At 58.7% G+C, this 15,836-nt stretch carries 30 protein-coding genes; 12 read left to right on the top strand and 18 right to left on the bottom strand.

Translation table 11 applies throughout. The features are described from left to right. Positions 1 to 24: 24 nt before the first annotated feature. From NNZ72_RS22365 to NNZ72_RS22285, 18 genes are all read right to left on the bottom strand, one after another. Positions 25 to 867 carry a YdaU family protein gene (locus NNZ72_RS22365; protein WP_257317899.1) on the bottom strand — a complete coding sequence of 281 codons (843 nt, stop codon included), beginning with the start codon at positions 865 to 867 and terminating at the stop codon, positions 25 to 27. Continuing rightward, positions 864 to 1,586 carry a Rha family transcriptional regulator gene (locus NNZ72_RS22360; RefSeq protein WP_257317898.1) on the bottom strand — a complete coding sequence of 241 codons (723 nt, stop codon included), beginning with the start codon at positions 1,584 to 1,586 and terminating at the stop codon, positions 864 to 866. The genes NNZ72_RS22365 and NNZ72_RS22360 overlap by 4 nt, the downstream gene beginning before the upstream one ends. Next, positions 1,583 to 1,981 carry a RusA family crossover junction endodeoxyribonuclease gene (locus NNZ72_RS22355; RefSeq protein ID WP_257317897.1) on the bottom strand — a complete coding sequence of 133 codons (399 nt, stop codon included), beginning with the start codon at positions 1,979 to 1,981 and terminating at the stop codon, positions 1,583 to 1,585. Before NNZ72_RS22355 ends, NNZ72_RS22360 begins: the two co-directional genes overlap by 4 nt. Then, complete coding sequence (locus tag NNZ72_RS22350; RefSeq protein WP_257317896.1) at positions 1,978 to 2,208, bottom strand: hypothetical protein; 231 nt, start codon at positions 2,206 to 2,208, stop codon at positions 1,978 to 1,980. Before NNZ72_RS22350 ends, NNZ72_RS22355 begins: the two co-directional genes overlap by 4 nt. After that, complete coding sequence (locus tag NNZ72_RS22345) at positions 2,205 to 3,179, bottom strand: DNA-methyltransferase (protein WP_257317895.1); 975 nt, start codon at positions 3,177 to 3,179, stop codon at positions 2,205 to 2,207. The genes NNZ72_RS22350 and NNZ72_RS22345 overlap by 4 nt, the downstream gene beginning before the upstream one ends. Further along, positions 3,176 to 4,561, bottom strand: coding sequence for a helicase-related protein (locus tag NNZ72_RS22340; RefSeq protein WP_257317894.1), 1,386 nt, complete (start codon positions 4,559 to 4,561; stop codon positions 3,176 to 3,178). Before NNZ72_RS22340 ends, NNZ72_RS22345 begins: the two co-directional genes overlap by 4 nt. After that, a complete protein-coding gene (locus NNZ72_RS22335) occupies positions 4,558 to 4,821 on the bottom strand; it encodes a hypothetical protein (RefSeq protein ID WP_257317892.1) in 264 nt (87 codons plus the stop codon). Before NNZ72_RS22335 ends, NNZ72_RS22340 begins: the two co-directional genes overlap by 4 nt. Beyond that, entirely contained in the window at positions 4,818 to 4,985 is a 168-nt protein-coding gene (locus NNZ72_RS22330) for a hypothetical protein (RefSeq protein WP_257317930.1), read from the bottom strand. The genes NNZ72_RS22335 and NNZ72_RS22330 overlap by 4 nt, the downstream gene beginning before the upstream one ends. An 18-nt stretch (positions 4,986 to 5,003) precedes the next feature. Further along, on the bottom strand, positions 5,004 to 5,441 hold the full coding sequence (locus NNZ72_RS22325; protein WP_306766419.1) for a hypothetical protein: 438 nt from the start codon (positions 5,439 to 5,441) through the stop codon (positions 5,004 to 5,006). A 350-nt stretch (positions 5,442 to 5,791) separates the two neighbouring features. Continuing rightward, complete coding sequence (locus tag NNZ72_RS22320; protein ID WP_257317891.1) at positions 5,792 to 5,974, bottom strand: hypothetical protein; 183 nt, start codon at positions 5,972 to 5,974, stop codon at positions 5,792 to 5,794. After that, a complete protein-coding gene (locus tag NNZ72_RS22315; RefSeq protein WP_257317890.1) occupies positions 5,971 to 6,153 on the bottom strand; it encodes a hypothetical protein in 183 nt (60 codons plus the stop codon). Before NNZ72_RS22315 ends, NNZ72_RS22320 begins: the two co-directional genes overlap by 4 nt. Next, the gene (locus NNZ72_RS22310; protein WP_257317889.1) at positions 6,150 to 6,482 is read right to left on the bottom strand and encodes a hypothetical protein; all 333 of its coding nucleotides are present in this window, start codon (positions 6,480 to 6,482) and stop codon (positions 6,150 to 6,152) included. Before NNZ72_RS22310 ends, NNZ72_RS22315 begins: the two co-directional genes overlap by 4 nt. Beyond that, entirely contained in the window at positions 6,479 to 7,507 is a 1,029-nt protein-coding gene (locus NNZ72_RS22305; protein WP_257317888.1) for a GapR family DNA-binding domain-containing protein, read from the bottom strand. Before NNZ72_RS22305 ends, NNZ72_RS22310 begins: the two co-directional genes overlap by 4 nt. 3 nt (positions 7,508 to 7,510) lie before the next feature. Next, positions 7,511 to 7,804, bottom strand: coding sequence for a hypothetical protein (locus NNZ72_RS22300; RefSeq protein WP_257317887.1), 294 nt, complete (start codon positions 7,802 to 7,804; stop codon positions 7,511 to 7,513). Next, entirely contained in the window at positions 7,801 to 8,067 is a 267-nt protein-coding gene (locus tag NNZ72_RS22295; RefSeq protein WP_257317886.1) for a hypothetical protein, read from the bottom strand. Before NNZ72_RS22295 ends, NNZ72_RS22300 begins: the two co-directional genes overlap by 4 nt. Next, positions 8,064 to 8,279, bottom strand: coding sequence for a helix-turn-helix domain-containing protein (locus NNZ72_RS25560; protein WP_371747809.1), 216 nt, complete (start codon positions 8,277 to 8,279; stop codon positions 8,064 to 8,066). Before NNZ72_RS25560 ends, NNZ72_RS22295 begins: the two co-directional genes overlap by 4 nt. 406 nt (positions 8,280 to 8,685) lie before the next feature. Further along, entirely contained in the window at positions 8,686 to 8,931 is a 246-nt protein-coding gene (locus NNZ72_RS22290; protein ID WP_257317885.1) for a hypothetical protein, read from the bottom strand. A gap of 13 nt (positions 8,932 to 8,944) precedes the next feature. Further along, positions 8,945 to 9,193, bottom strand: coding sequence for a hypothetical protein (locus tag NNZ72_RS22285; protein ID WP_257317884.1), 249 nt, complete (start codon positions 9,191 to 9,193; stop codon positions 8,945 to 8,947). 475 nt (positions 9,194 to 9,668) lie between these two features. Between NNZ72_RS22285 and NNZ72_RS22280 the strand changes: the two genes are divergently transcribed. From NNZ72_RS22280 to NNZ72_RS22225, 12 genes are all read left to right on the top strand, one after another. Next, a complete protein-coding gene (locus tag NNZ72_RS22280; protein ID WP_257317883.1) occupies positions 9,669 to 10,289 on the top strand; it encodes a hypothetical protein in 621 nt (206 codons plus the stop codon). A 622-nt stretch (positions 10,290 to 10,911) separates the two neighbouring features. Beyond that, entirely contained in the window at positions 10,912 to 11,301 is a 390-nt protein-coding gene (locus tag NNZ72_RS22275; protein WP_257317882.1) for a hypothetical protein, read from the top strand. 32 nt (positions 11,302 to 11,333) lie between these two features. Then, positions 11,334 to 11,492, top strand: a complete 159-nt coding sequence (locus NNZ72_RS22270) for a hypothetical protein (protein ID WP_257317881.1) — start codon at positions 11,334 to 11,336, stop codon at positions 11,490 to 11,492. Then, positions 11,492 to 12,013: a siphovirus Gp157 family protein gene (locus NNZ72_RS22265; protein ID WP_257317880.1), complete on the top strand. Its 522-nt coding sequence runs from the start codon at positions 11,492 to 11,494 to the stop codon at positions 12,011 to 12,013. The genes NNZ72_RS22270 and NNZ72_RS22265 overlap by 1 nt, the downstream gene beginning before the upstream one ends. A gap of 1 nt (position 12,014) precedes the next feature. Then, positions 12,015 to 12,941 carry a phage recombination protein Bet gene (gene bet / locus NNZ72_RS22260; protein WP_257317879.1) on the top strand — a complete coding sequence of 309 codons (927 nt, stop codon included), beginning with the start codon at positions 12,015 to 12,017 and terminating at the stop codon, positions 12,939 to 12,941. Between the two features lie 2 nt (positions 12,942 to 12,943). Next, positions 12,944 to 13,459, top strand: coding sequence for a hypothetical protein (locus tag NNZ72_RS22255; RefSeq protein ID WP_257317878.1), 516 nt, complete (start codon positions 12,944 to 12,946; stop codon positions 13,457 to 13,459). Then, positions 13,456 to 13,650, top strand: a complete 195-nt coding sequence (locus NNZ72_RS22250) for a hypothetical protein (protein ID WP_257317877.1) — start codon at positions 13,456 to 13,458, stop codon at positions 13,648 to 13,650. The genes NNZ72_RS22255 and NNZ72_RS22250 overlap by 4 nt, the downstream gene beginning before the upstream one ends. Next, the gene (locus NNZ72_RS22245; protein ID WP_257317876.1) at positions 13,650 to 14,075 is read left to right on the top strand and encodes a DUF968 domain-containing protein; all 426 of its coding nucleotides are present in this window, start codon (positions 13,650 to 13,652) and stop codon (positions 14,073 to 14,075) included. Before NNZ72_RS22250 ends, NNZ72_RS22245 begins: the two co-directional genes overlap by 1 nt. Then, positions 14,072 to 14,473: a DUF7352 domain-containing protein gene (locus NNZ72_RS22240; protein ID WP_257317875.1), complete on the top strand. Its 402-nt coding sequence runs from the start codon at positions 14,072 to 14,074 to the stop codon at positions 14,471 to 14,473. The genes NNZ72_RS22245 and NNZ72_RS22240 overlap by 4 nt, the downstream gene beginning before the upstream one ends. Beyond that, positions 14,460 to 15,116: a hypothetical protein gene (locus tag NNZ72_RS22235; protein ID WP_257317874.1), complete on the top strand. Its 657-nt coding sequence runs from the start codon at positions 14,460 to 14,462 to the stop codon at positions 15,114 to 15,116. Before NNZ72_RS22240 ends, NNZ72_RS22235 begins: the two co-directional genes overlap by 14 nt. Then, the gene (locus NNZ72_RS22230; protein ID WP_257317873.1) at positions 15,113 to 15,463 is read left to right on the top strand and encodes a hypothetical protein; all 351 of its coding nucleotides are present in this window, start codon (positions 15,113 to 15,115) and stop codon (positions 15,461 to 15,463) included. The genes NNZ72_RS22235 and NNZ72_RS22230 overlap by 4 nt, the downstream gene beginning before the upstream one ends. Then, on the top strand, positions 15,456 to 15,803 hold the full coding sequence (locus NNZ72_RS22225) for a hypothetical protein (protein WP_257317872.1): 348 nt from the start codon (positions 15,456 to 15,458) through the stop codon (positions 15,801 to 15,803). The genes NNZ72_RS22230 and NNZ72_RS22225 overlap by 8 nt, the downstream gene beginning before the upstream one ends. Positions 15,804 to 15,836: the final 33 nt, after the last annotated feature.

Here is a 15,836-nt window from a genome sequence, read left to right as displayed (position 1 = left end):
GTTTCCTGTGCTGGAGCCAACCGGTCAGTGAGCGCGGTAATCTCCGCGTTCAAGGTCGAGAGTGTTGCCGGTAAGTTCGTCATCGCGTTTCTCTCCGAGGATTCGGTCGCAGGCATCGAGGGCGGCCTGGTGCCGCTGCTGGTGCAGGGTCAGCGGAGGGGCTTGGGAATGGTGTCCGTTGTGCTGGCGAGCGCCGCCCCGGTCCTGATCTCGGGCAAGCCATGACACGACGAATTTCCGCATGCCGCGAACGGTCTTGCGGTTCCGCTCGTTGGCGAGGAGCCATTGCCGCATGGCCCGAAGCTGCTGCGGAACGTCGACGGCGGGGAAAGCATCTCGCCACTCGGCAACGTCGGCTTCCGTGATGCTGACGACCATGCCTTGAGTGGCAGGGAGATCGATCACCGAAGGTGACTGCGGGGCAGGAGCGGATTTTTCCGTCTCCGGGCAAACATCCGAACGAAGTGAGGATGTAGATAGGTTATCGGTTAAAGGTGGCACGCGCGTATCACTGCACATGCTCTGCACATGCTCTGCATTTGCTTCGGTCTTGCCCTTCCCATGCCTCACGGATGCGGCGGCGCGGCGCTTTTCAATGATCTCGTCTGCTTTCGACAATTCAGCGTCGATGCGCTTATGCGACCAACCGGGGCCGAAGAGCATGGCAAGAATGTCCCTGCTCTCCTCCCACTGCTCGGCGCTCAGTTTGGCAATACGGGCTATAAGGCGCTCGTTCTCAGGCAAATTACCGTTCTGCCAATAATGCATAATCATAAGCAGATAGGCGCCATGCTCGGCTGCCGTCAGATGTCCGGTGTCAGCGAGATAATCGGCAATGTGGAGCGGCATCCAGGCCCGGTTACTCATGACCTCGCCCTCATCATCTGCTTCTGTCGGCGGATGATCGATGGACGAATGAACGGAGGCTTCTTGTGACGAACAGCCGGCGCTGATGCTTCGAGCATCAGCGTTACAGCGGCGTCGACTTCCTCACGGATCGCCTTGATTTCATCGCTGTGGTCAACGACGGATAAACGCCGAAGCTCATCCTCCATCGCGTTGAAAGCGTCGATGTATTTGATTTTCCACGTCGTCGCCTCAGACCCGGTGAAGCCCATTACGACGAGAGAAAATCCATCACGCGTGAGGCGGTATGCCCGCTGCTTTCGACCTTTCGCATCGAGATAGTCAATCGGCTCAAAATTGAGCCGATCAAATTCCGCCCCGCATTCCGATCTGATTTTGTCGATGTCGCGAAGCACGTTTTTATGCGCTTTTCTGAACCGGTCAGCCAGATCATAACTGAAGCAGCATGGCTTTCCGTCCGTCAACGAGATCAGCGCGCCTTCCGGCGCACCGGAGTCATCGTTTGCGGCGACGAAACCATGCTTCGCCATATCGCGGCGAATCTGCGCCCGATCGTTGAGCGGCGCGCGCCAGTCGCTAGGCGTGGCGGCAACAACATGAAGGTGCTGATAATCCTCTCCATAAAGGACGCGGATATGCTTTCCGCCGTGCTCTATACGATACGGCACGGATGCGTTGTCGAGCTCGTTGGTAACAGCTTCGAGGCATGGGTTTGTCATGATACCCCCAGTCCGGCTACATAGATCGAGGCGATGACAGCAGGGCCTCCCAGATCGTCAGCCCACTTCGCATTCACTTCTTCGGCCAAGTGATCATCCGAGAGCACGCCGGCGGCCACCAGGGCATCGGATACGGGCTTGATAATGTTGTCGATGTCGCGGGCGCGCTTGCTGCGCCAGTCGCGCTGGACAGCGATGTAGAGCCGATACGGGCCACAGATCCGGCCGGGGCGAGCAGCAGCAATCTCCCACGCCGCAGCCTTCTTCCAGGCGGCATAGGGCTTGCTCTTGACGCTGCGCACCTTCTCGCCGTCGTAGAAATGCGACCGCATGGCGTTGGCCGACGGCGGCATGTCTGTGATGGGGATGCGGATGCAAGACGGTTTGGTGCTCATGCCAGCCCCTCCCTCTGCATCTCAGCGAGGCGAGCCTTGTTCTTCAGGTACCAGGCGCGCTTGCTTTTCTTCTCTCTCGCTTTTCGCTCCGCATACGGCATGACGCCGCGGTCGCGATCAGCACGCGCTGCCATGAGGTTGTAGGCCTTGGCCTCGGTAATTCCGCAGGCTTTGGCAATTGCCATGCTGTCACGGCCGTAGAGGGCGTAGGCTTCGCAGAAGGTCATGCCGCGCCGTCCATGGCAAAGAGGTTGACCGTCTTTTCCTCGTCCAGCTCTGCGATGTTCCGAACTGCCTGTCGGAAATAGGAAGGCTTGAGCTCGAACCCAACCCCCTTACGACCGGCAGCAACGGCCCCATAAACCTCGCTGCCGATGCCGAGAAATGGGGTTAGAACCACGTCGCCGGGATTGCTCCACAACTCGATGCAACGCTCGATCACGTCGAGTTGCAGCGGGGAAATGTGCTGCTCGTCTTTCTCATCACGACCCGCGCGATACTGTAGGGTCCTGGATTGGTTGATATCCATCCAAACCGGTGAGGCGTATCGCTGCCAAACTTCGATCGAGAACCATTTCTGCGCATCATCCGATGACTTGCCAGACGCAATGCGGCTGTCGATGCTAGTTGGCTCGTTGCCATAACCGACGTATCGATCAAACATCCCGTCGACTGGCTCAGGGTTTTCGCCGGGCTTACGGAACATCAGCATGTAGTCAGCGAGGCCCTGCCCGCTGATTGTACTGTCCTTTGTGATTTGCTTATGAAGCAGGCGGATCGATTTCGTGCGCTGCTGAGCGACGACGGGGTCCTTCCAGATGCAGACCTCAGAGTGGAAAATCCAGCCGGCATCCTCGTATGCCCGTACGATCTCACCGCGGAAGTCACGCATTCCTATATGCCCGTGCCTGATCTTCGATGTTGGAAGCTGCATGCAGTGAACTGCGTGGATGCGGCCCGGCATGGTGACGCGGAGAAGCTCCTGGATAAGAAACTGGTAGTGGGTCCAGAAACTCTGGGTGTCGTTGTTGGATATGTCGCGGTCGAAGTTGCTGAACTTATACAGCCCCTCGAACGGCGGGGAGTGAATCCCGAAGTGGATCGTGTCGCTTGGGATGCCGCGGATCAGCTCACAGCTATCGCCCTGGTAAATGGCATAGCGATCTGTCACGACCTGATCGACTGCTTTGATATTCATGCTGCTTCTCCCGTAAGCCATGCCGGAACTGTCATTGGAAGTTGAGGGTCGTAGTCAGGTCGGTCGCGGACCATGCCGCGCACTTCCTGGCTGGAAAGGTCAGCCATATGCATCACCATCGCCGCGGCCATGCGTTCGGCGTCATGATCCTTGCGGCGGATATTCGCCACGGTGGCGCCTTCCATTTCCGATGCGATGATGTGGGCATTGACGGGCTTCGTTTGCCCGAAGCGCCAAAACCTGCGGACCGCCTGATAAAGCTGCTCGTAACTGTCATTCAGGCCGACAAATCCCGTGTCTGCGCAGTGCTGCCAGTTCATGCCGAACCCTGCGAGCGATGCCTTCGTGATCAGCTTTTCGATCTTGCCTTCGCTGAAATCGATTAGGATGCGCTCTTTCTCAGCATCCTTGAGACCGCCATGCAGATTGACGGCGCCCGGTATGGCTTTCGTGAGGGCTTCGGCTTCGCTGTTGAGATTGCACCACCATACAAAAGGCCTGTCAGCCGGCGTCATCGATGCTGCGAGCTCAACGCGTTCTTCGACGCTGTCGCGACGAGCAGCGATACGCTCTTGCATCGTTCTGGCTTCCATCGGGAATAGGAGGCCGGTTTCCATGCTCGGTGCATAATCGACGCTTACCGTGTGCTGATGGTAGCGGAGCGGCGGCAGATCGTATCCGGTATTGTCGTACCCTAGATCTGAGGGCATGCGCAGCATGACGGCCCATGATGCCATCCACTTCCAGAACTCGGACTCTGCATGCCCTTTCAACCGCCATTTCTGCGTATCGCCGCCATCATGGGTGAAGAATGTTGAGAGCATGTCGGTGTAGGACATTACGCCGAGGAACTCCGCATGGTTGCCGAGCTCCATGAAATCGTTCGGGGCCGGTGTGGCAGTTGCTGCCAAGCGGAATGGTACGGAGGCGCACTCAGCAATCAGCTGGTTGCGGTACTTGCCGTCGGTGTTTTTGAGGATCGAGCTCTCATCGAGAGCGATACCGCCAAAGGCTGAAAGATCGAAGCGATCGACCTTCTGATAGTTCGTGATATCGATGGTCTCGCTAGATGGCGCTGCAACCACGGTCGCTGATATGCCGAACTTATTGCCTTCGCGGACGTGCTGATGACTGACGGCAAGCGGAGCGAGGATAAGGACCGGGCGCCGCGTCTCCTGCGCCACTTCCTTAGCCCATACGAGCTCCATCAACGTCTTCCCCAGGCCAGTGCCGGCGAAGATGGCGGATCGGCCGCGGCGAAGCGCCCATGCGGTAATATCGTGCTGGTGCGGCTTAAGATATTCGGGAAGCTCAATGCGCCGGGTGATGCCAGTGGGCGGATCGGATATGCTCTTCTGCAAAAGGAATTCGTTATAGTTCATGCCCCTGCCCTCCGCATCATGCGCTCAAGCGGAGATAGATGGCCGACCGGAATAGCAGCATCCGATTTCGCTACAGGCTCGAAGCGCTTGAGATGTTCCTTGCAGGCCTTCGGCCAGACCTTCCGGCCCCAGCTCGTCGAGCGGAAGTGCGCAGGGCAAAGCTGGCGGAGGTGCCGCTTGCGGTCGGTAAGCGAGGTCGTGCCGGGCGTCTCGGCGTCATAGCGCTTGATGATCGCGCGGGCTTCGTCCAACCAGGTCATGCGCTCGCCCTCCTGTCATCGAGGGAGGCGACAAGCGCGCGGATGTCCTTGAGCATGACGAGCTTCGCCTCTTGAGCGGCGTTGCCGTAGGACGACATACGGGCCTGAAGGCCGGCGATTTCGCCGTCGAGAAAGCGGAGCATCTTTCCGATGTTCTGCATCACTCGCCCTCCCCGATCTCTTCACGGAGTTCCGGAGCGATCCATTCCGCCAGCGCCGCGTACCCGTTCGCCTTCCCCTGCCAACGGCGGGCAAGCGAGAGCCGCATCGACTGAGGCAAGCATCTCATCCAGCGCAGCCAAACGGGCACGAAGTTCCTTCTGTTCACGGCGGGTCTCCTCGATCTTCGCCTGCCTGAGGGCGTCCATTTCTTCACTGTCGATCCGGCGGGCGGTCCCTTCCCAGATCGCGCGGGCGCGGCGAAGAGTGAAATGCTTATCGACACGAGGAGCGATGAACCTGACAGCGTGATAATAGACGTTCTCCAGCTTCCCGTACCGCGCAGGGGGAAAAGCCAACCTCATATCCATCTGTGCTTCTGCTACCGGACTCATTGCTCTTGCCTTGGTGCGTTTCGCCTTGGGAGATTTCCCCAAGCTCTTGTCGTCACTTCCCAACATCTTGTCGTCCTTCTGTGCGAACTTCGGTCTTGCTTAGAGACGAAGGAGATACACATGAAACGACCTTCAAATTCAGACGGAGACGGCGAGGCCCAAGGCTTCATGCGGGAGCCCACTTCCCCGCCGTCTCTCAGGTCCGCCGCTGGCGGGACCGTAATTCAGTTCCCCGGTGTTTCCGCCGCCGCATCAGCCGGGGATCAGGAGGGCGCCGGGGTTTCCTCGGCTTCGGCGTCCTCGTTCGTTCATCTCGGCGTCCCTGCGCGCGCAGTCGTGTTGCGCATCAAGCAGGGACTTCCGAAATTGAGGGTGGGAGGCGCAGCCGGGAGGAGGGTAGCCGCGCCTCCCGTCGATCAACCGGGGGAGGAGGAGCCGGACTGATCGAGTGGATAGGCGCCTTCGACAGCGCCGGAATTGTCTTCCTCGGGAATCTTCGGAGCGAGGATCTGCCAGGCAAGAGCGAAGGCCCCGAGGCCCGCAGAGAAACCCACGATGAAGGCCGCGCAGGCAATGGAAAGGGCAACGAGAGGCGTCATGCTGCTTTCCTCGGGCGAGCCTGGTTGGAGCGGACGCCGCCGCGCTCGACGTGGAGCATAACGGCGCGATCGAACTGATCGGTCGGGAGCGGGATGCCGTTCGCGACCTCAACCGCATAGACATCCGCCCTGCTCTCTTGGAGGCCATGATGATGTTCGATGGAGGATTGGGAGTTCATGCGGCACCATCCCTTCCGCCTGGGAAGACGACCAGCGACGGTTTCGGACGGGGCGGAGATGGCGATTTGTAGAGGTCCGGAAGCGGACCACCGTTTTCCCATGCCCGGACCTCTGCACGGGCTACTCTGGCGGCGCGAGAATCCGAGTAGCTGTCAGCAATCAGGGCGGCGCGGCGCTTCCCGTCGCCTCGAACATAGAGGTTCCAGTAACTGGATCGGTCCCCGCCCTTTACCATCTTGCCGGAATCATCGACGAGGATCGACTTCCCTTCGACCGTGCCAACCCATGACCAGCGATAGCGCGCCTTCAGATTGTCGAGCCACCTCATTGAGCAGCCTCCAGAGCTTCCGCCAGCCTGAAGGCGGCGAAGATATCGTCGGCGCGGTGCGGGATTTCCTTCGCCAAATCGGCGGCAATCTTCTTTTCCTGTGCCGGGGTGAAATGGCGAGACGCGCGCTGCCACTCGATCACGTCGAGGAGCACGTCGGTCCCGGTGTATTCTCGGACGGGGTAATCCATGCCGTACTTGCGGGCGATGGTGTACCGGTTCCAGCCGTCAAGGATGACGTCACCCTTGCGGATGATCGGAGCCTTGACACGATTGGCGGCAATATCCCGCTCCAGCTTGTCGTAATCGGCTTTGGACAGATCCGGGAAGCACTGCGCGAACGGCGGGCGCTTCATGCCGCACGGCGGCACGTATTCCATGGTGACGCCGGAGATATCGGGGAGAGCGCAGGCGGCACCCTCCCCTGTGTTCGAGGTCGGGTCCATATCCCGTTCGCGCGACGCGATGCCGGTTACTTCATGATCGCCTCCTACGAGAGGTTGATCGGTTGCCGGGCTTTCACCGGCTCCAGCATGGTTCAGGTCAGCGCCTTCCGGTCCAGCCGGGATTGCCTTGCGCCCCTTTTCCGCTGCCTCACTTCCGGTCTCGAAAGAGCCTTCCGTGGCGCGGTCCATCTCGGAATAGGATGCAGCGCTTTCTTCGTCTCGCGCGCTGCCAGCGAGTTGGCGAACGGCGGGGGAAGCGCCGTCCGAAGCTGTGATTTCAGTGTGCTTGGTGAGGATATTCAGGCCGGCGTCGGAGCGGTCCTCACGCGTATGCGCGTGCGAGGGGCGCTCGTAGGCTTCCAGATACAGGTCGAACTTGGCCGACTGTTCGGCAACCTTATCGCTGTCCTTTTCGCGCTTGCGCAGGAACGTGACGACCTGTCCGACGATGGCCTTCTCGTAGCCATCGCCCGCGAGCTCGGCATAGACGGCCTTCGTATCCTCCTTGGCCGCGTCCTCGGCCTCGCGGCAACGAAGGATGCGATCGATGTAGGCTTTCAGCTTGGCGTCAGCACTCATGTCTCAGCCCTCCGCCTTCGGTGCGGCGCGGATGGCGGCGACTGCGCATTCGTCGCAGTCCTCCCATTCGAATTTGCTGTGCGCGCATCTATCGCGCTTAGTCGCTATGCCGCGCTCATATCCTTCCTCGATCAAACGGGCGCACCGCTCCCTCTCCGCCATAACGGCGTCGTGGATGGCTTTGGCGACATCGGCCACACAGTCGCCTTGCCATATGTGCGTCCTCGAAATCCGATCAACGACTTGTTCGGCCGTCTTTACGAATTCGGCTGGGGAGGCTTTGGTGTTGGTGCTCATGCGGCACCTACGAGCGCGCGAAGATGTGGCGAATACAGCCTCATGGCGTTGAGGAGGAAAACGTAGTGGACGGCATGCCGAAGCAGAGAGACTTTCTCGAAATCATCAAGGAGCCCACCAACGCGGCGAGCCTGAGCCGTAACGAGCATATCGCTCATGGCGTCGAGCATCTTGCGGCGCACGTTCTGTGCGGCGAGAAGGCAAAGGCAGAACCAGAGGTTTGCGCAATTTATCACGATGAGGAGGACAGTCTCGGAGCTCATCGCTCACCCTCCGGGCGGTGGCCGAAGATGTCGGGGCGTTGTGCGGGAGACGCGCTGATGAGGCGGAGAAGCTTTGCCACAGGGCCGCTCGGCTCTGCACCTCGCTCAAGCCTAGAAACCGTCGCCTGGTCAACGCCGAGATGCTCGGCCAGCTCCTGCTGGCTCCAGCCTCGGCATTCCCTCAAGGATTTTATGTCGATTGCGCTTGTCATGACGCCATTATGCGTTACGCATAGATAAACGTCAATGCCTAACGCATAGATATTTATGCGAAACGCATGCGTATGGATGACATTGATGACATCGCTGTAGGCGAGCGCCTGAAAATAGCGCGGAAGAACGCCGGTTTTGATACGGCGGCACAAGCTGCGGCAGCGCTCGGTATGAAGTATCCAACCTATGCAGCTCACGAGAATGGGAGCAGAGGTGTCGTACGGGCAGCTGAGAAGTATGCCCGGCGTTATAAGGTGTCCCTGGATTGGCTTCTTCGCGGCGCGGGAGAGGGGCCGACAGAGCGAGGCCGGAGCGTCAGCAATTCCGACACCCCGGCCTCCATCCTGAAATCAGCCCTCCTCGGCTTCGGAGTGCATGAATCTCAACTTGAGATAGCCTTTGGCCTCATAGAGACTTTCGTCCAGAAGGCAGGCACGGCGCGATCAGAACAAAGCGCTTATCGTGATCAATCTCTACCCTCCAATCGCCACCGTGCAAAATCGACATAATATCTGCCACTTCTGCCGCCTTCTTCTTGATGATTCCCATCGGATCGGTTGAGGAAACCGCACCTGCAAAGTTGATCAGCTCCCCAACGGTCTCCTCGGTCTTATTCGCGTACTTCCGTCTGACCTGATGGATGATAGCCACGTCGACGGCCTCCCTACACCCGCTCCATCTCGTTGACTTCCTCCGGCAGATTGTTGCCGTGTGCGAAGATCAACTTTGGTTCTCCATAGTCCCCCGTTTTGGGATTCCCGTCTCGCGTGAACGCAAGGACCATCGGCTTGCGCTCCGCCAGGCGCTCCGCCACTCGACGGGCATGCAGGATGCTTTGCGCCTGGATCGGCGCGTCGGCCGTCATGCCGTTCTTGCCGGACGTGTAGGACTGAACCACAAAATACGCTGCCATGTTCGTTCTCCCTGTACGCTTGAAGCTGGGCTAAGCATGACTCCAAATCGAGAACGAAACAAGAACATAATTAGGAAAATAGTCACACTCGTTAACGGCTACAAGATGTAGCGAATGCACGTTATGAGAGTCGCTTTCTCTTGTGCGTGAGCAGAATCGCGATATTGTGATCACAGGGATCCCTCGCGCAGAGGGCGAGCTATCGAGGGGAATTCGTGAATTTTTTTTCGAAAGACGGAATACTATATAGGTATTTCGCCCATATCGGTGTGTACGCTGGCGGGGTAGTGTCGATATCGTGGTTTCTCGGCAGGTACGGCCAACTGCAGACGTACTTTGAGAATAATAGGGCTGCGGCAGCCGTCGCAGTTGCGGTTCACGCGATATCGTTTTTAATAGGTGAAGTGGCACGTATCGAGACCAGTGAAATCGAGGCCGCTCGACGTAGGGTTTTGGAAGGCTCTGGAGAAACGTGATGGAAGCAGGGCAAATCGCTCTATATGGCCTAATCTTCATAGGCATGAATTACGCCTCATTTCTCTGTGTGCGACGATACCATTTCTCCAGAATGGTGAAGCTTGCTGAGACGATTGTCGCGCATCCCCAATCTAGTGCTGGAGATAGAGCGTGGGTTGACTTCGCATTCACCCAGGCCGCCTATGGGAAGCTTCTGAAGTTGAACCATATTCCCGCCTTGTTTACGGCTTCGTTGACTATTGTCCCTCGCATGATCTCGGCTTTTCGCGCCGGACGATTAAACAGGGTTAGCGATGACTATGAAAAAAACCTAGCGGCCCGCATTGCGAAGCTATCTGGGGCAGACCCGGCAACGGGGGCATGGTGGGGATCAGAGACTTCCTCGCGGCTCATGCATCATTCCATATCCGTGGGATTGTTCAATGCTTTCCCGATGTTCATGCTCGTATTCGCTTGCACTTTCCCGGCCTTTATAATTGGGCTCGCGAGTTTGCCGTTCGCCCTCGGGGTATCTGTTTTCAAGCCATCTGTTGTAGGCTCTCTCGTTTCATCGATGCGCCGGACTTTCGACATTAAGATTGTCGAACTAACGGAGCACTTTCAGTATAAACAAGGCTAGGCTCGCCTTAACCAAGACAATCTGTCCCGGCCCGCCCTCACCGGCGGGCTTTTTGCGTGCGATGGACTCCCTGCCCTATCGATGATTGTATTCCGATGCGGCCCCGGCGTGGTCCCGATTTGGCAATCGGAGAATCCACGCCGGTAGTCCGCTGCCTGTGCCCGATCCTGCTATGGAACCCTACCGGGACAACCGGATCAGGAATCGGGAGCCGACACGGGGCCGCCAAAAGGTGTGCGCACACCCAGAGGCGGGCCGGTAATCGTGCGAACGGCGGCTTTTCCGTTCATCACGCATGTCACACGAAACCTTCTGGTTCCGTGCGCACGGGATCGAGGGCTTAACCCATGTGGAAGAGAACCACGATCCGTGTCACCATCACGATCAATCTGGCTCCTTGCCTCTTCGGCATCGCCGCCATCCTGAAAGTGCTGCTCTGACCTCGAAGCCCTCGCTCACGCGGGGGCTTCTTGCGTTGGTGATTCTAGCAGGTTTGGCGGGCGGGGCAAGAAAGGTTATGCTTTTCGCATAATTCATGTTGACTTTGATTTATGCATAACGCATAGTCTCCCCATACCCACCGACAAGCCCTCTGGCTTCGGGAAGATGAGGAGAATGGGGAATGCACCGCACTCAGTTCTGCACCTCGCGCGAGACGATCATGATCAAGCTCGCGACCTCGACCGGTTTCTATTTCGAGGAAGGCGAGCGCCACGGCAAGGTCTACGAGAACATCCGCCATGCCGTCACCCGTCTGACGATGGACAACGCGGTCTCCTACCTCCGCTTCGATCTCGACACGCTGACGGCTGAAGATGTCACGGAAGAGTTTGCCGCCGAATGGCTCCGCACCTTCCGTGGCTCTCCCGAAGACGAGGATCAGCTTCCGGCCTATGTCCGAACCTCGCAAGCCTGGGACGACTGGTGTTCCGATTTCACCGTCGAGAACGGTCTCGCCTTCACGGCCCGCGGCCACGGCACTCTCAATCATCGCCAGCAGTTCGGCCGCTGACCACCAACTATCCACCAAAAGGAGTAGCGGCGATGGACACCTACACCATCCTCTCCCGCCTCAACCACTCCGCCAACCGAGGAGCACTTGGACTTGCTGTCCTCGCCTCGATTGTCGCCGGGATCATCATCATAGCGGATCACAGCCTTGCTCGGGTGGAGCGGGCTTATGAAATTGCAGGGAGGGTTTGATGTCACCCGCCGAACACATGATCGCGCGCAACACCGAAGCCGCCAAAAAACTTCTGGCAAACATTCGCGCCGGCGGAGACGGCGATGACGTTGATCTGATCGCTGACACCATCGAGGGCGAGACAGACCTTCTCGAAGCCATTGGCGAGGCGCTGAACGAAATCGATGAGAACGACGTTCTCATTGCAGGTGGCGAAGCCAAGATCGAACAAATTCAGGGCCGCGTTTCGGCAACGAAGAAGCGGAACGACCGTATCCGCGCCGCCATCGAACAGGCGATGATTGCGACAGAGCAAACGACGCTTCGGCTGCCGACCGCCACCATCACACTATCGAAGCGCGCGCCGGGCCTCATCATCACGAATGAAGCGGACATTCCCGCCGACTATTGGATCGAGCAGGAGCGACCCGCGCCGAAGCTCGACAAGAAAACCCTACTTTCCGACCTCAAGGAAAACAAGACCGTCGCCGGCGCCACGCTCGACAACGGCAGTTACAGCCTGACGCTGCGGAGGAAGTGACATGAGCGCCCTCACGAAATTTGACTTGTCTCCGAAACAAATCGCGCTCGTCAAGGACACCGTCGCGAAGGACTGCAACGCCGACGAATTCAATCTTTTTATGGAGGTGGCGCGCGCCAAGGGACTGGATCCATTCCTCGGCCAGATCATCCCGATGGTGTTCGCTAAGGACAAGCCCGACAAGCGAAAGCTGACGATCATCATCACTCGCGACGGTCAGCGTGTCATTGCGCAGCGCTGCGGTGATTATCGTGCTGCGTCCAAGCCGACGACATACGAAACGGACAAGGCGATGATTTCGCCGCTCAACCCTCAGGGCATCGTTTCGGCAACGGTCTATCTCTGGAAGCAGGACCCGAAGACCAGCGACTGGTACGAGGTTGTCGGCCAAGCATTCTGGGAAGAGTTTGCGCCCGTATCTGACGAATGGGTCTACGACCAGGAGGCTGGGAAGCGGAAGCCGAGCGGAAAGAAGGTTCTCGATAGCTCGGGCAACTGGTGCCGCATGCCCAGGCTCATGATTTCGAAGTGCGCCGAGATGCAGGCTCTTCGCGCCGGGTGGCCGGAACAGTTCACCGGCCTTTACGGTGAGGAAGAAATGGACCGCGCGAAGGTGCTTGACCTTTCCGCGACGGAAATCGTCGAGCACGAGCGCGAAGAGCACCGGCTCAAAGTAGCCGGGGCCAAGGACGCCATCACCATCACTTGGGGCGATAACTGGACGCTGGAGAATGTTCCGGTCGGACAGCTTGCCGACCGCGCGATGGAATTCATCAAGAACGAGACGCCGGAGAAGGTTGCGAAGTGGCGCGATGCGAACCGGGAACCTCTGCGCGAATTCTGGGCGCGCGCGCCCGGCGATGCTGCCTACCTCAAAAAGGCGGTTGAGGCCAAAATTGCCGGTAACAACGTGCTGATGGCGGGCTAGTCATGAGTAGCGCCCCTGTCACGCTTCGATATGAAGGAGACGGCGAATTTCGCGCCGTCTCCGGCTTCTGGGCCGCTCGTGCGGACAGGAGCTTTGTGGTCGGTGAAACCTACCGCATGGTCGAACATCACGACCGCTCGACAGCAAGCCACAACCACTACTTCGCCAGCCTCGCTAATGCTTGGGCGTCCCTCCCGGATGAGCTTCTGGAAGTGTATCCGACCGTAGAGCATCTGCGAAAGAAGGCCTTGATCAATAAGGGATATCGCGATGAGCGCTCTATCGTATGCGCGTCCAAGGCCGAAGCTGAGCGGATGGCAGCTTTCATCAAGCCCATGGACGATTACGCCATCGTCACCTTCCGCGAGGCGGTTGTTCGCGTATGGACGGCGAAGAGCCAGTCCATGAAGGCGATGGGCAACCGGGATTTTCAGCAGAGCAAGAGCGATGTTCTCGATTTCGTTGATGACCTGCTGGGCGTCGAGCGCGGTTCTACCGCCAGATCGGAGGCAGCATGACCCTCTCCCACATCATCAGCGATATCATGTGGTGGTGGCGCAAGAGCCATCCGACGCTCCGCAAGCTCCCGAACTGGCGTCGTGCGGCAGATGCCTATGCCATCGCCAAGCGGCGCGGCTGCACCCAGGACATCGGCCGTGCCCGCAAGGACATGCGCAAGGCCGTCCTCGATGACCTGAGGAGGGTGTGATGGCCCGCATCAACCTCGCATATTTCCAGCGCGATCCCGAACCGCCGAAGAAGCGTCCGGCAAAGCGTGCCGACTATCTAGCGTGGCTCCACGAACTGCCGTGCTGTGTTACCGGCAGGACCGGAGTGCAAGCGGCTCATCTATCCTATGCCTCTCCATGGCACGGACACTACGGAAGGGCGAAGGGCACGAAAGCCCCGGATCGTTTCGCGCTGCCCCTTTGCCCGGAAGAGCATGCCAGACAGCACAGCATGAACGAGGAAGCGTACTGGAGGGGCATCGGCATAGAGCCGCACCTTCTCGCGCTGACGCTCTTCGGCATCTTCAACGATTACGACCGATACGAAGCAACCGAGCGCGCAACGGCACGGATTCTTTCCGGTCTCGCTGCCGCTGGACGCTATCCTACGAGGGATTCCGCATGACCAAGAAGATAGAAGACGGCGGGACGGTCCCCGTTGATGATTCATGGACCGCTGGCCTCCAGTCCGACCAGTGGGACGAGAAGACGCGCGGCAAGAAGATGTCCAACGCGTCAGGCAGGGTCATCTACAAATACCAGATGCCGGTGCTGGAGCGCTTCACTATGCGCCTGCCGATCGGCGCGAAGATCATCCGCATGGCGGATCAGGGTGGCATGTTCTGGCTGTGGGCAGAGGTTCGCACTGATGTTCCAGACGAGGAACGCCATTTCTGGGCCTTCAAGTGCGGCGGCAAAATCCCGGATGACATCAACATCAAGTATATCGGCTTCTGCGCGGTCTTCGTCCAGCAGGAACTTGGCCTCTACATCTACGAGGAGGTCAGCCATGCAGCGGACTGACGCGATCTATGGCGCTCCCCCTATCGATCTCGGGCTTGTCGATCTTTCCCCGGTCGAGATGATGTTCTGGCTGTATTGCCCCATCAAACTGGCAGGACACGTAGCGCCGGTTCTCCCAGCCAATCTTGAGCAATTCTACCCACTGGTCAGCGCCGCAATGTCGGACTGCTCTGACCGCGCGTTCGAAAGCTATATCTATCTCACGGCTAAAACGCTGTGGGCGACGGCCGAGAACCCCGGCAATCGCCCCGGCTGGCATAGTGACGGCTTCCTGACCGATGATCTGAATTACATCTGGTGTGATGCCAACCCGACGATCTTTTTTGACGACGGACAGCGGCACGCATTCAGTGCCGATCACAGTTCCTCGCTTTCCGAAATGGACGAGCTTTGCGTGCGGCGTTCCGCTCATTATCGGACGTACCCGGTGAAGCACCTGCTTCGCCTCGACCAAACCGTACTTCACAAGGTCGATACGAGCATCAAGCCCGGCGTGCGGACTTTCGTCAAAGTTAGCGTCTCGCGCCACCGCTATGCGCTTCGCGGGAATTCGATCAATCACTCCCTTGCTCCCGACTGGATCTATCAGGAACGCCAAGCCGAGCGAAATTGCCCTATCGGCAAGTCAGGCGGTGAAGCATGAGCGACCTGTCCTCACTCATCGCACGACTGGAAGCGGCGGAAGGGCCGAGCCGGAAAATGGATACCGAGATTGCCATGGCACTCGGCATCATTCCTGATCGTGAATGGTGGTCAATCGACTACTTGAAATCGGACGTAATCGGTCGCTACACCATCTCCATCGACGCCGCCGTATCTCTGGCAGAGCGAGTGCTGCCGGGCCGCTGCATGTCGATTCTCTCGGCGGCTAAGGAGCTTATGTACGAGCGCGGCGGCTGGGAAGGGCACCAAGTCCCGCAAATGCTACCGCGTTTCATCTGCCTCGCCACCCTCCGCGCTCTTCAGCAGAAAGGCTCCTCCAATGGGTGAGAACGTCAAGCATACGCCGACGCCGTGGAACACCAACTCGCCGGATGAAACCCTTATCCTCGGGCCTGACCGGCAGATTGTGGCGACCACGCTTCAAGACGAGGAGGACTATCAAGCAAATTGCGATACGCGCGCGGCTGACGCCGAACTGATCGTGAAGGCCGTCAATGCCCACGACGAAACGTTGGCCACGTTGCGCGAGGCGTACACTGCCTTGGCCTTCGCCTTCAATCGCATCCACGGCAGCGCTAGAACGCGTGACGGCGAACTCTGCCAGACCTTTGGCAAGGTGCGCGGTCGGATCGAGAACGTGTTCCGCAAAGTCGGGGTGCCGCTATGACCTCCCCAGTATCCGCCATAGAGGCAATAGAGA

The sequence above is a fragment of the Shinella pollutisoli genome, from assembly GCF_024609765.1.
Lineage (GTDB): Bacteria > Pseudomonadota > Alphaproteobacteria > Rhizobiales > Rhizobiaceae > Shinella > Shinella pollutisoli.
Note: the sequence above shows the minus strand (reverse complement) of the source record. Positions and strands in the feature narration are given on the sequence as shown.